General features: G+C 57.3%; 11 protein-coding genes. 1 reads left to right on the forward strand and 10 read right to left on the reverse strand.

The window, feature by feature from the left end; all coding sequences use genetic code 11:
- Positions 1 to 24: 24 nt before the first annotated feature.
- On the forward strand, positions 25 to 1029 hold the full coding sequence (locus tag ACQG1K_RS15130) for a chemotaxis protein (RefSeq protein ID WP_022648824.1): 1005 nt from the start codon (positions 25 to 27) through the stop codon (positions 1027 to 1029).
- A 99-nt stretch (positions 1030 to 1128) separates the two neighbouring features.
- On the opposite strand, the gene nuoN is transcribed toward ACQG1K_RS15130, so the two are convergent.
- The 10 genes from nuoN to nuoE all read right to left on the reverse strand — a co-directional run bounded on the left by nuoN (position 1129) and on the right by nuoE (position 13128).
- Positions 1129 to 2586 (reverse strand): NADH-quinone oxidoreductase subunit NuoN, encoded by a 1458-nt coding sequence (gene nuoN / locus ACQG1K_RS15135; protein ID WP_022648825.1) that lies wholly within the window; start codon positions 2584 to 2586, stop codon positions 1129 to 1131.
- 6 nt (positions 2587 to 2592) lie between these two features.
- Complete coding sequence (gene nuoM, locus ACQG1K_RS15140) at positions 2593 to 4122, reverse strand: NADH-quinone oxidoreductase subunit M (protein WP_023300624.1); 1530 nt, start codon at positions 4120 to 4122, stop codon at positions 2593 to 2595.
- Between the two features lie 160 nt (positions 4123 to 4282).
- Positions 4283 to 6124: an NADH-quinone oxidoreductase subunit L gene (gene nuoL / locus ACQG1K_RS15145; protein ID WP_022648827.1), complete on the reverse strand. Its 1842-nt coding sequence runs from the start codon at positions 6122 to 6124 to the stop codon at positions 4283 to 4285.
- Positions 6121 to 6423 (reverse strand): NADH-quinone oxidoreductase subunit NuoK, encoded by a 303-nt coding sequence (nuoK, locus tag ACQG1K_RS15150; protein ID WP_006176506.1) that lies wholly within the window; start codon positions 6421 to 6423, stop codon positions 6121 to 6123. Before nuoK ends, nuoL begins: the two co-directional genes overlap by 4 nt.
- Complete coding sequence (gene nuoJ / locus ACQG1K_RS15155; protein ID WP_006176507.1) at positions 6420 to 6974, reverse strand: NADH-quinone oxidoreductase subunit J; 555 nt, start codon at positions 6972 to 6974, stop codon at positions 6420 to 6422. Before nuoJ ends, nuoK begins: the two co-directional genes overlap by 4 nt.
- 10 nt (positions 6975 to 6984) lie before the next feature.
- Positions 6985 to 7527: an NADH-quinone oxidoreductase subunit NuoI gene (nuoI, locus tag ACQG1K_RS15160; protein WP_003861491.1), complete on the reverse strand. Its 543-nt coding sequence runs from the start codon at positions 7525 to 7527 to the stop codon at positions 6985 to 6987.
- 14 nt (positions 7528 to 7541) lie between these two features.
- Positions 7542 to 8519: an NADH-quinone oxidoreductase subunit NuoH gene (nuoH, locus tag ACQG1K_RS15165; RefSeq protein WP_022648828.1), complete on the reverse strand. Its 978-nt coding sequence runs from the start codon at positions 8517 to 8519 to the stop codon at positions 7542 to 7544.
- On the reverse strand, positions 8516 to 11239 hold the full coding sequence (gene nuoG, locus ACQG1K_RS15170) for an NADH-quinone oxidoreductase subunit NuoG (RefSeq protein ID WP_126315040.1): 2724 nt from the start codon (positions 11237 to 11239) through the stop codon (positions 8516 to 8518). Before nuoG ends, nuoH begins: the two co-directional genes overlap by 4 nt.
- 54 nt (positions 11240 to 11293) lie before the next feature.
- Positions 11294 to 12631, reverse strand: a complete 1338-nt coding sequence (gene nuoF / locus ACQG1K_RS15175) for an NADH-quinone oxidoreductase subunit NuoF (RefSeq protein WP_003861487.1) — start codon at positions 12629 to 12631, stop codon at positions 11294 to 11296.
- Complete coding sequence (gene nuoE / locus ACQG1K_RS15180; RefSeq protein WP_006176513.1) at positions 12628 to 13128, reverse strand: NADH-quinone oxidoreductase subunit NuoE; 501 nt, start codon at positions 13126 to 13128, stop codon at positions 12628 to 12630. The genes nuoF and nuoE overlap by 4 nt, the downstream gene beginning before the upstream one ends.
- Position 13129 lies beyond the last annotated feature (1 nt).

The raw sequence follows: 13129 nt of genomic DNA on the forward strand, positions 1-13129 counted from the left end.
GCCAGCATTTCTCTTGAGGGTAGAATGGATAATTTCCAGAAAGATATTGATGACAGGGCGAACCTGACCCAGTCCAACCGTTTTGAACTGTTGCTGTTCCGTCTTGGCACCTCTCTGAACGAAAATAAATCCGAGCTGTTCGGCATCAACGTGTTCAAACTGCGCGAAATTGTGCCGATGCCGACCTTCACCAAACCAGCGGGAATGAAGTCTCCGCTGATGGGGATGGTAAATATTCGCGACCAGGTGATCCCGGTGATCGATCTGGCCGCCGTCGCCGGCTGCAAGCCAGCCACCGGGCTAAACATTTTGCTGATCACCGAATATGCCCGCAGCGTGCAGGCGTTTGCCGTGGAATCGGTGGAGAATATCATGCGTCTCGACTGGAAGCAGGTGCACGCCGCGGAAACCGCCGTCAGCGGTCGCTACATCACCAGCATTGCCTGTCTGGACGAAAAGACCGATACCAACGATCTGGCAATGGTGCTCGACGTGGAGCAGATCCTGTATGACATCACCCCGGCGAACCACGATCTGCACGCCACCCATCTGGAAACCACCAAATTCAACATCAAGCCTGGCTCTGTCGCGATTGTTGCTGAAGACTCGAAAGTAGCGCGCTCAATGCTGGAGAAGGGATTGCAGGCAATGGAGATCCCGGCTCAGCTGCATATCACCGGCAAAGACGCATGGGAGAAAATCACTCAGCTGGCCGCGCAGGCTCAGGCTGAGGGCGTCCCCGTTACCGATAAGATTGCCCTGGTATTAACCGACCTCGAAATGCCGGAGATGGACGGCTTTACGCTGACGCGCAAAATCAAAACTGACCCGGTACTGAAAGATATTCCGGTGGTGATCCACTCGTCTCTTTCCGGCAACGCGAACGAAGATCATATACGCAAAGTGAAGGCTGACGGCTATGTGGCGAAGTTTGAGCTGAATGAGCTGTCGTCGGTGATTGAAGAGGTGCTGGACCGCTCGATGAAGAAGATTGACGGGCCGCTAATAAGCAGGAAGCAGTTAGCTTAGTCGGGTGGCGCTTCGCTTACCCGACCTACAAGACCTGTAGGCCCTGCAAGCGTAGCGCCGCTGGGCAATAAAAAACCCGCCGAGGCGGGTTTTTTGCTTTTACATCAGCGGCATCGCGCGCTGCACAATCTCAATCAGCGGCTGCGGATAGATACCGAAGATTAGCACCAGAAGCGCGGAGATCAGCACCACGATCCCCCCGGCGCTGTACTGCCAGTTGGACGGCGCATCACGGTTGAGCTGCTGAGGCGCGCTCAGGTACAGGCTCACAGCCACACGCAGGTAGTAGTAAAGACCAATCGCGGAGCCGATAACGACACCGGCAGTCAGCCACCACAGACCCGCCTGCACACCGACGGCCAGCACGTAGAACTTACCGATAAAGCCCAGCGTCATCGGGATACCCGCCAGAGAGAGCATCATCACGGTCATTACCGCAGACAGAATCGGACGGTGCCAGAACAGACCACGGTAGGAGAACAGGGAATCTGCATCCGGCCCACGGTACGGGCTGGACATCAGGCTCACCACGCCGAACGCGCCGAGGCTGCTGAACAGGTAACCGGCCAGATACACACCCACGGTTTCCATCGACATCTCACCGCTTTGCAGCGCAATCAGCGCCACCAGCAGGTAGCCCAGATGGGAGATTGAGGAGTAGCCCAGCAGACGCTTAATGTTGGTCTGGCTCAGCGCCATCAGGTTACCGAAGATGATGGAAACGAACGCGATAATGCCCAGCACCACGCGAACCGCTTCGCTGTCACCCACCGGGGCGTACAGGAACAGACGCATGACCACGCCAAAGATAGCGATTTTACTCGCCGTCGCCAGGAAGGTAGAGACCGGCGCTGGCGCACCCTGATAAACGTCTGGCGTCCACAGGTGGAACGGCACCAGAGAGAGTTTAAAGCCAAGGCCTACAATCATCATGCCCAGACCCGCCAGCAGCAGCGGCTCATGCATCATGCCGTCGCCGAGGCTCTTGCCGAGCGCCAGGAAGGAGAGGTTACCCGTCTGTGCATACAGCAGCGCGATACCGAACAGCAGGAACGACGACGCAGCAGCGGACAAGATGGTGTACTTGATAGCCGCTTCCAGTGAGCGTTTCTGGCGGAAGGCGTAACCAATCAGGCCGAACAGCGGCAGTGAGATCAGCTCAATACCGAGGAACAGCGCGGCCATGTGGTTCGCGTTCGCCAGCAGAATGCCGCCCAGTGCGGCAATCAGTACCAGCAGGTAAAACTCTTCTTTGTTGTCGTTGTACCCTTCGAGCCACGGGTACGCAAAGGTACAGGTTGCCAGGCTCGCCAGCAGCACCAGACCGGTGTAGAGCATGGCGTAGCCGTCAACGCGCATCAGCGGCGTGACGTCCATTGCGCCCGCCTGGCCAACAAACCAGAGGGAGACTAACGCAGCGTTCAGACCCAGAACGGACAGGGTCGCATTCAGGAAGTGATTGCGTCGCCACGCAATGGAGAGCATCACAACCACCACCGTCAATCCGACGATCAGCAGCGGTAGCAGCGCGATCAGTTGTTGTGGAGTTATTGTCATGGCGAATTACGGCCTTGTAGTAGAAGCAGAATTAACAAACCACTGCTGGATGTTACCCATCGCGGAGTGCGAGGTATCCAGAATCGGCTGCGGATAGAAGCCCAGCAGCACCAGCAGTACGACCAGCAGCAGGATGATGGACAGCTCACGCAGCGACATCCCCGGCAGTTCTTTAGCAGCAATTTCGCTCTTCGCTTTACCGAAGTAGGCGCGGTGCAGCATCGCCAGCGAGTACACGGAGGCGAACACCAGACCAAAGGTGGAGATGACGGTAATCATCGGAACCACTTTGAAGCTGCCGAACAGAATCATAAATTCGCCAACGAAGTTACCGGTACCTGGCATACCCAGGGTGGCAACCGCGAAGAACATGGAGAGTGCAGGCAGCCATTTCATTTTGCCCCACAGGCCGCCCATCATACGCATGTCGCGGGTATGCAGACGTTCGTACAGCTGACCGCATAGGATGAAGAGACCGGCTGCGGACAGACCGTGCGCAATCATCTGGATCACCGCGCCCTGGTACGCCAGCTGGCTGCCAGTGTAGATGGCAATCAGTACGAAGCCCATGTGGGAAACGGAGGTGTAAGCAATCAGACGTTTGATGTCGTACTGCGTGAAGGCCATCCATGCACCGTAGAAGATACCGATCACGCCAAGCCACATGGCAATCGGCGCAAACTCTGCGGAGGCGTTCGGGAACAGCGGCAGGGAGAAACGCAGCAGACCGTAGGCCGCCGTTTTCAGCAAGATACCCGCCAGGTCAACGGAACCCGCCGTTGGCGCCTGAGAGTGCGCGTCCGGCAGCCAGCCGTGCAGCGGAACCACCGGCATTTTCACCGCGAAGGCGATGAAGAAGCCGAGCATCAGCAGGTATTCCACACCGTGGGACATCGGGGTCTTCAGCAGATCTTCATAGTTGAAGGTCCAGACGCCGGTGGCGTTGTAATGCACAAACACCAGCGCCAGGATGGCAATCAACATCACCAGACCACTCGCCTGGGTGTAGATGAAGAACTTGGTGGCCGCCGTGATACGCGTTTTACCGTCGGATGCCTTGTGGCCCCACAGCGCGATCAGGAAGTACATCGGCACCAGCATCATCTCCCAGAAGAAGAAGAACAGGAACATGTCGATGGCCAGGAACACGCCGATAACGCCGCCCAGGATCCACATCAGGTTGAGGTGGAAGAAGCCCTGGTATTTTTCGATTTCTCGCCAGGAGCAGAGTACCGCCAGAACGCCGAGCAGACCGGTCAGCACGACCATCAGCAGCGACAGACCGTCAATCGCAAGGTGGATCGTGATACCGAAACGTGGGATCCACGGCAGAATGAACTCAGACTGCCACTGCGGAAGGCCCGCAGACTGGGTCAATGAGTAGCCACCCTGCAACCACAGTTGCAGGCCAAGCGCGAGCGTCAATCCCATGGTGATCAGCGCGATCCAGCGCGGCATCTTCACGCCAAAGCGTTCAGTCTGCCAGCACAGGAAGCCGCCGATGAAGGGAATTAATATTAGCCAGGGTAATAACATGGCGATTTTTATTCCTTGTTAAAGTCCCTCAGGGACCGATTTTCAACGAATTCGACAAAATTCACGTGTTAGTGCGGTTTGTGGTGTCGGGTGACGCTCACGCTTACCCGACCTACGGTCTCGTAGGCCCGGTAAGCGCAGCGCCACCGGGCAAAAACCACTATCGCAACACCATCAGCAGCGCCAGCACGACAACCGCACCGATGCTCATGGATGCCACATACCAGCGCAGATAGCCGTTCTCGCTGTACAGCAGGCCTTTACCTGCAAAGCGAGAGAGGATCGCCGGGATATTCATCAGGCTGTTCAGCGGATCGCGCTTCAACAGCCACGCAATGCCCAGGAACGGCTTCACGAAGATCATGTCGTACAGCCAGTCGAAGCCCCATGCGTTGTACCACCAGGTGCCCAGCAGACGGCCCGGCGCGCTGTTGGCAACGGCAGTCACCAGCGTGCGTTTGCCCAGCCACAGCCATGCGGCAATCAGGATGCCCGCGATAGCCACAACGCCGGAGGTGATTTCAAGCGTCAGAACGCGACCGTGCTCAAGCTCGGTTGTTGCCGGCAGTACGCCCTGCAACGGTGGCACAATCATCGCGCCAACGAAGGTGGAGAGTACCAGCAGCACAATCAGCGGCAGGTGGTGGGTAATCCCCTTCCCTGCGTGGGCGTGAATTTGTTCTTTACCGTGGAAGACGATGAAAATCATACGGAAGGTGTACAGGGAGGTCATAAACGCACCGACCAGACCCGCAACCATCAGATTGATATGACCATTCGCCATGGCGCCCGCCAGGATTTCATCCTTACTGAAGAAGCCTGCGGTAATCAGCGGCAGTGCCGCCAGCGCCGCGCCGCCTACCAGGAAGCAGACATAGACCAGCGGGATGGACTTACGCAGTCCGCCCATTTTGAAGATATTCTGCTCGTGGTGGCAGGCCAGGATCACCGAACCGGATGAGAGGAACAGCAGCGCTTTAAAGAACGCGTGCGTCATCAGGTGGAAAATGGCTGCGTCCCACGCCTGCACGCCCAGCGCCAGGAACATGTAACCAATCTGGCTCATGGTGGAGTACGCGAGAACGCGTTTGATGTCGGTCTGCACCAGTGCGGCAAAGCCTGCCAGCACCAGCGTAACCGCACCGACGATACCCACCAGATGCAGAATTTCCGGGGTCATCAGGAACAGGCCATGGGTACGCGCAATCAGGTAGACACCGGCGGTGACCATGGTCGCGGCGTGGATCAGCGCGGAGACAGGGGTTGGACCCGCCATCGCGTCGGCAAGCCATGTCTGCAACGGCAGCTGTGCGGATTTACCCACAGCACCACCCAGCAGCATCAGCGTTGCCCACCACAGCATGTTGTTGCCTGCTTCGAAGTGCGCTGGCGCCAGTTCCACCATTTCGCGGAAGTTCAGCGTGCCCAGTTCGTTGTAGAGAATGAACAGCGCGAAAGCGAGGAAGACGTCACCCACGCGGGTCACGACGAACGCTTTCATGGCCGCTGCGCCATTCTTCGGATCGGTGTAGTAGAAACCGATCAGGAGGTAAGAGCACAGACCCACGCCTTCCCAGCCCAGATACATCAGCAGCAGGTTATCGGCCAGCACCAGAACCACCATGCTGGCGATAAACAGGTTGGTGTAGGCGAAGAAGCGGGAGTATCCCTCTTCACCGCGCATATACCAGGAGGCGAACATGTGGATCAGGAAGCCCACGCCGGTGACCACGGAGAGCATGGTCAGAGACAGACCATCCAGCACCAGGTTGAAACCGATGTTGAAGTTACCGACCGACATCCAGTTCCACAGCGGCACGCTGTAGGCCTGACGTCCATTGTTAAAGAAATCGATACCCGCATACGCTGTCACCAGCGCAGCCAGACCGATTGAGCCAATGCCCACGGTGGCAGACAGATTCTCAGACCAGCGGCCGCGAGAAAATGCCAGCAGCACGAAGCCAATCAGCGGAAAAATAATGGTTAAGGCAAGCATGTTCATCCACGCAACTCACTTACTGAATCGATGTTCAGGTTCTGGCGGCGACGATGGAGCTGCAGCAACAGCGCCAGGCCAATACTCGCTTCGGCAGCCGCGAGGCTGATGGCGAGAATGTACATCACCTGACCGTCGGCCTGGCCCCAGTAGCTGCCGGCGACCACAAAGGCCAGCGCGGAAGCGTTGATCATGATTTCCAGACCGATCAGCATAAACAGCAGATTGCGGCGGATAACCAGACCGGTTAAGCCCAGAACGAACAAAATCGCAGCGAGGATCAGTCCATGTGTTAAGGGGATCATGCGCGCTCCTCCGTTTTTCTTTTCGCACGGTCATCAGTGCGGTTGCTCAGCACCTCACCAACACGTTCTTCGCGACCGACGTGGAAGGCAACAACCAGGCCCGCCAGCAGCAGCATAGAGGCCAGTTCAACCGCCAGAACGTACGGACCAAACAGCGCAATACCAACAGCCTTGGCGCTGATTGGCGTGCCGTCAATGCCCTGGTCGTTAACGCCCAGAATAGCGTAAACAATCACCACCAGCATGATGGCCGACAAAATTGCCGGGCCAATCCACACCTGCGGTTTTAACCATTGACGTTCCTGCTCAATTTCAGAGCCGCCCAGGTTGAGCATCATCACCACGAACACGAACAGCACCATAATGGCACCCGCGTAGACGATAATTTCCAGCGCACCGGCAAAATGCGCGCCCAGCGCAAAGAACACCCCGGAAATAGCCAGCAGCGAAATGATTAAATACAGCAACGCATGCACCGGATTGGTGTGCGTGATCACTCGCAGCGTAGCCAGGATGGCGATAAGGCCACAGATATAAAAAGCGAATTCCATTGCCCTCTCCTTACGGTAACAGGCTCTTGACGTCGATAGGCTTAGCTTCGTTCTCTGCTTCGCCCTTATCTTTGCCGTCGATTGCCATACCCGCCATCCGGTAGAAGTTATATTCCGGGTATTTGCCCGGACCGGAAATCAGCAGATCCTCTTTCTCGTACACCAGGTCCTGACGCTTGTACTCACCCAGCTCGAAGTCTGGAGTCAGCTGAATCGCCGTGGTTGGGCACGCTTCTTCACACAGACCGCAGAAAATGCAGCGTGAGAAGTTGATGCGGAAGAACTCAGGGTACCAGCGGCCGTCTACCGTCTCGGCTTTCTGCAGAGAGATACAGCCTACCGGACACGCTACCGCACACAGGTTACAGGCTACGCAGCGCTCGGAACCGTCCGGGTCGCGCGTCAGCACGATACGGCCACGGTAGCGCGGCGGCAGATATACCGGCTCTTCCGGATACATCCGGGTTTCGCGTTTGGCAAACGCGTGCAGGCCGATCATCCAGATACTGCGTACCTGGGTGCCAAAGCCTACGAGTAATTCTTTTAAGGTCATGATCTCAAAGCCCCTTATGGCTGCTGCCAGAGAATGACAGCCGCCGTTACCAACAAGTTGACGAGCGTCAGCGGCAGGCACACTTTCCAGCCGAAGGACATTACCTGGTCATAACGCGGACGCGGTAAGGACGCACGAATCAAAATGAACATCATCATGAAGAACGCGGTTTTCAGCGCGAACCAGATGAACGGCGGTAAGAACGGGCCATGCCAGCCACCAAAGAACAGCGTTACCATCAACGCGGAAATGGTGACGATACCGATGTACTCGCCCACGAAGAACAGACCGAATTTCATACCGGAATATTCAATGTGGTAACCGTCGGCCAGTTCCTGTTCGGCTTCTGGCTGGTCAAACGGGTGACGGTGACACACCGCCACGCCCGCGATAGCAAAGGTCACAAAACCAAAGAACTGCGGGATAACGTTCCAGATGTCGGCCTGGTTGTTGACGATGTCGGTCATGTTGAATGAACCGGCCTGCGCCACCACGCCCATCAGGGAGAGCCCCAGGAACACTTCGTAGCTCAGCGTCTGCGCGGAAGCACGCATCGCACCCAGCAGCGAGTATTTGTTGTTACTGGACCAGCCTGCGAACAGCACCGCGTACACCGCGAGGCCTGCCATCATCAGGAAGAACAGAATGCCGATGTTCAGGTCAGCCACCACCCAGGTCGGGCTGACGGGAACGATAGCAAACGCCAGCAGCAGCGAGGTAAAGGCGATCATCGGCGCCAGCGTAAAGATCACGCGGTCCGAGAAGCGCGGAACCCAGTCCTCTTTAAAGAACATCTTGATCATGTCCGCCACCAGCTGGAGTGAACCACCCCAGCCCACGCGGTTCGGTCCGTAACGGTTCTGGAACAGACCGAGCAGACGACGTTCACCAAAGCTCATGAACGCGCCGCAGGTGACGACCACCAGCAGAATGACGACCGCTTTCAGAATGCTCAGCAGGATGTCGATAAGATCCGGCGTTAACCAACTCATGCTTTTGCCTCCTGAAGGTTATCAAGATGCGCACCCGCCAGGACCGGCGCGATGCCAGGCATACCCATCGGCAGACCCACCTGCCCTGCTGACAGGCTTTCAGAAATAATCAGCGGCAGGCTGATTGTCTGGCCGTCGTAGCTAAAGGCAATGTTCGCACCCGCGTTAACGCCAAGCTTCGCGGCATCCGCCGGGTTGAGCTTGATGTACGGCTGCGGCATACGCTGCTGGAATACCGGAGAACGCTGGGACATTTCGTCGCTACCGAACAGATGGTAGTACGGCGCAATACGCCAGTGGCCTTCCTGAGCCTGGAAACGTTCCGGAACGTTAGAGAAGAAGTCCAGATCGGTTTCGGAGGCTTCAATCAGACGCACGCCCGGATCGCCGTGGCGCAGATGACCACCCACTTCAGCCTGGAATTTGTTCCATGCCTGCGGGGAGTTCCAGCCCGGTGCCCATGCAAACGGGATTTGCGAACGCGGCGCAGACGGCTGGTTGTTCCCTTCCATCGAGAAGGCGAACATGGTGTCTTTATCCTGCGGCTGACGCGGTTCGTGCACGCTGATGTTGGCACGCATCGCAGTACGACCGCTGTAGCGGTGCGGCTCACGCGCCAGTTTCTGGCCGCGAATACGGAAGCTTGCGTCAGGCGCGGCGTCTTTAATGCCCGCCAGCTGAGGCAGTTTCTCAACAACCGCGTCGATAACGTGGTCGAGCTGCGTCCAATCCACTTCACGGCTCTGCACGGTGCTGTGCAGAGAGTGCAGCCAGCGCCAGCTTTCCAGCATCACGGTGTTGCTGTCGTAGTAGGCCGGGTCATAAACCTGGAAGAAGCGCTGTGCGCGGCCTTCGTTGTTGATCACCGTCCCGTCGCTTTCTGCGAAGCTTGCAGCAGAGAGCACCAGGTGTGCTTTGTCCATGATCGCGGTGCGCTGATGGTCGATAACCATCACCAGCGGTGCTTTGGAGAGCGCGGCGTCAACGCGAGCGGCGGAAGCGTGGCGATGCAGGTCATTTTCCAGCACTACCACCGCATCAGCAGAACCGGATTCCAGTTCGCTTAACGCTTCTTCCAGCGAGCCGCCGCCAATCATGCCCAGTCCGATGCTGTTCACCGCACGGGCAATCATGGTCACACCGACGTCAGCGCCACGGCCCTTCAGGGCTTTGGCAACGTTCGCTGCGGCCTGAATGATTTCAGCGCTACCGGCGTTGGTACCGGAAATGATCAGTGGTTTCTTCGCCCCCGCCAGAGCCTGAACAATCACGTCGACCTTGTTCTGCAGGTCGCGATCCAGTTCAACGGCCGGCGAGTTGCTGTCCAGCGCGTGGGCAATGGCAAAGCCGAGGCGCGCCTGATCTTCAACCGGTGCGCAGTAGGTCCACGCGGCGATATCGTCCAGACGGGTGTTGTCGACGTTAGTCACAAACAGAGGATGCTTCGCGCGCTGGCCGATGTTGAGGATCGCCGCAATCTGCCAGTCAGCCACTTTCTGCGCCGCTGCCATTTCACGTGCTTTACCCTTCACCGCCTGACGAACCGCCAGAGCCGCGCGTGCGCCGGTCTGCGTCAGGTCTTCCCCGAGCACCAGAACCGCATCATAGGATTCGATTTCGCGCAGCGCAGGCGTGTGTACACCGCCTTCACGCAGTACTTTCAGCACCAGTTGCAGACGTTCCTGCTCGCCATGGGCGATACCGGTATAGAAGTTTTCCGCCCCAACCAGCTCACGCAGTGCGAAGTTGCTTTCGATGCTGGCGCGCGGGGAGCCGATGCCGATCACTTTCTTCGACTGGCGCAGAATATCTGCCGCGCCCTGCATCGCCTGTTCAGCGTTGAGGGTAATGACGTCGTCGCCACGGCGCTGAACCGGCTGACGCGGACGGTCTTTCAGGTTCACATAGCCATAGCCAAAACGACCGCGATCGCAGAGGAAGTAGTGGTTAACGGTACCGTTGTAACGGTTTTCGATACGACGCAGTTCACCGTAACGTTCACCCGGGCTGGTGTTACAGCCGAGGGAGCACTGCTGGCAGATGCTTGGCGCAAACTGCATGTCCCATTTACGGTTGTAACGCTCGGAGTGGGTTTTATCCGTGAACACGCCGGTCGGGCAGATTTCTACCAGGTTACCGGAGAATTCGCTTTCAAGCGTACCGTCATCCGGACGACCGAAGTAAACGTTGTCATGCGCGCCATACACGCCCAGATCCTGTCCGTCTGCATAATCTTTGTAGTAACGCACGCAGCGGTAGCAGGCGATGCAGCGGTTCATTTCGTGAGAGATGAACGGCCCCAGATCCTGATTTCGGTGGGTACGTTTGGTAAAGCGATAGCGACGGAAGCTGTGACCGGTCATGACGGTCATATCCTGAAGGTGGCAGTTACCACCCTCCTCACACACCGGACAGTCGTGTGGGTGGTTGGTCATCAACCACTCCACTACGCTTTCGCGGAACTGTTTGGCTTCTTCGTCATCAATCGAAATAAAAGTGCCTTCGGTGGCTGGCGTCATACAGGACATCACCAGTCGACCACGCGTGTCTTCCGCGTTTTGATATTGCTTCACCGCACACTGGCGGCAAGCACCGACGCTGCCCAGCGCCGGATGCCAGCAAAAGTACGGAATATCGAGGCCAAGAGACAGACAAGCTTCCAGCAGGTTGTCCGCCCCGTTGACTTCGTATTCTTTGCCGTCTACATGAATCGTAGCCATTAGCATGCTTCCAGTTGGCTCGGCCGAAACCGAGCGTTAATCAAAATTCTGTTTTTACCAGCGTGCTTTCAGCAGGTTCGGCTGAATACCATTGATCGAATGGGTATTGCTGAACGGCTGCTTGATGCCTGCTTCGAATTCGTCGCGGAAATATTTAATCGCGCTTTGCAGCGGCTCGACGGCGCCCGGTGCGTGGGCACAGAAGGTTTTACCCGGTCCTAAGAATCGACACAGTTGCTCAAGTGTCTCGATATCGCCAGGCTGGCCTTCGCCACGTTCGATAGCACGCAGGATCTTCACGCTCCACGGCAGACCATCACGGCATGGTGTACACCAGCCGCAGGACTCGCGGGCGAAGAACTCTTCCAGGTTACGCACCAGGGATACCATGCCGATCTCGTGGTCGACGGCCATCGCCAGCGCGGTACCCAGACGGCTGCCTGCTTTACCAATGCTTTCGAACTCCATTGGCAGGTCAAGGTGGGCTTCGGTTAAGAAGTCTGTCCCTGCCCCACCCGGCTGCCAGGCTTTGAATTTCAGGCCATCGCGCATGCCGCCGGCGTAGTCTTCAAGAATTTCACGTGCGGTGGTGCCGAACGGCAGCTCCCAGACGCCAGGATTCTTCACGCGACCGGAGAAGCCCATCAGCTTGGTACCGGCATCTTTACTTGATGAGATGCCCTGATACCACTCCACGCCGTTCGCAAGGATAGCCGGAACGTTACACAGGGTTTCGACGTTGTTTACACAGGTCGGTTTACCCCACACGCCGGAGCTTGCCGGGAACGGTGGCTTGGAGCGCGGGTTCGCGCGGCGGCCTTCCAGGGAATTAATCAGCGCGGTTTCTTCACCACAGATATAACGCCCGGCACCGGTGTGCACGAACAGCTCGAAGTCAAACCCGGTGCCCAGGATGTTTTTACCCAGCAGTCCGGCTTCAGTGGCTTCGGCAATCGCGCGACGCAGGTTTTCAGCCGCTTCGATGTATTCACCGCGCAGGAAGATGTAGCCACGGTACGCTTTCAGCGCGAACGCGGAGATCAGCATGCCTTCCACCAGCAGGTGCGGCAGCTGTTCCATCAGCAGGCGGTCTTTATAGGTACCCGGCTCCATTTCATCGGCGTTACACAGCAGGTAACGGATGTTCATGGATTCATCTTTCGGCATCAGGCTCCACTTCAGACCGGTGGAGAAGCCCGCACCGCCGCGCCCTTTCAGGCCAGACTCTTTCACCGCATTAACGATGTCGTCTGGCGCCATGCCGCCGAGGGCTTTACGCGCACCGGCATAGCCGTTTTTGCTCTGATATTCGTCGAGCCAAACCGGCTGTTTGTCATCGCGCAGACGCCAGGTCAGCGGATGCGTCTCAGCAGTACGAATTACAGTTTTCATTTGTACTGCTCCAGCAGGTCAGGAATCGCTTCCGGCGTCAGATGGCTGTGAGTGTCCTCATCAATCATCATGGTCGGTCCCTTGTCGCAGTTACCCAGGCAGCAGGTTGGCAGCAGGGTAAAGCGTCCGTCGAACGTGGTCTGGCCCGGCTTAATATTAAGTTTCTTCTCAATCGCAGCCTGAATGCCCTGATAACCGGTAATGTGGCAGACAACGCTGTCACAGTAGCGGATCACATGGCGGCCGACTGGCTGACGAAAGATCTGGCTGTAGAACGTGGCTACGCCTTCTACGTCACTCGCCGGAATGCCCAGCACTTTTGCGATCTCATAGATCGCCCCATCCGGCACCCAACCACGCTGTTTCTGTACGATTTTCAGCGCTTCAATGGACGCCGCACGCGGGTCTTCGTAGTGGTGCATCTCGTGCTCAATGGCGGCACGCTCTGCTTCACTCAGCTCAAAAGCCTCGGTTTGTGGTTGTTGATTCTCGTGCATA

The sequence above is a fragment of the Enterobacter cloacae complex sp. 402C9 genome, from assembly GCF_050030745.1.
In the GTDB taxonomy this organism is placed as follows: Bacteria; Pseudomonadota; Gammaproteobacteria; order Enterobacterales; family Enterobacteriaceae; genus Enterobacter; species Enterobacter intestinihominis.

What these genes read in the sequence shown, in the direction of transcription:
- nuoJ (WP_006176507.1), bottom strand. Translation starts at nt 6,974, where the DNA reads ATGGAATTCGCTTTTTATATCTGTGGCCTTATCGCCATCCTGGCTACG.
- nuoN (WP_022648825.1), bottom strand. Translation starts at nt 2,586, where the DNA reads ATGACAATAACTCCACAACAACTGATCGCGCTGCTACCGCTGCTGATC.
- nuoK (WP_006176506.1), bottom strand. Translation starts at nt 6,423, where the DNA reads ATGATCCCCTTAACACATGGACTGATCCTCGCTGCGATTTTGTTCGTT.
- nuoG (WP_126315040.1), bottom strand. Translation starts at nt 11,239, where the DNA reads ATGGCTACGATTCATGTAGACGGCAAAGAATACGAAGTCAACGGGGCG.
- nuoE (WP_006176513.1), bottom strand. Translation starts at nt 13,128, where the DNA reads ATGCACGAGAATCAACAACCACAAACCGAGGCTTTTGAGCTGAGTGAA.
- nuoF (WP_003861487.1), bottom strand. Translation starts at nt 12,631, where the DNA reads ATGAAAACTGTAATTCGTACTGCTGAGACGCATCCGCTGACCTGGCGT.
- nuoI (WP_003861491.1), bottom strand. Translation starts at nt 7,527, where the DNA reads ATGACCTTAAAAGAATTACTCGTAGGCTTTGGCACCCAGGTACGCAGT.
- nuoL (WP_022648827.1), bottom strand. Translation starts at nt 6,124, where the DNA reads ATGAACATGCTTGCCTTAACCATTATTTTTCCGCTGATTGGCTTCGTG.
- ACQG1K_RS15130 (WP_022648824.1), top strand. Translation starts at nt 25, where the DNA reads ATGGATAATTTCCAGAAAGATATTGATGACAGGGCGAACCTGACCCAG.
- nuoM (WP_023300624.1), bottom strand. Translation starts at nt 4,122, where the DNA reads ATGTTATTACCCTGGCTAATATTAATTCCCTTCATCGGCGGCTTCCTG.
- nuoH (WP_022648828.1), bottom strand. Translation starts at nt 8,519, where the DNA reads ATGAGTTGGTTAACGCCGGATCTTATCGACATCCTGCTGAGCATTCTG.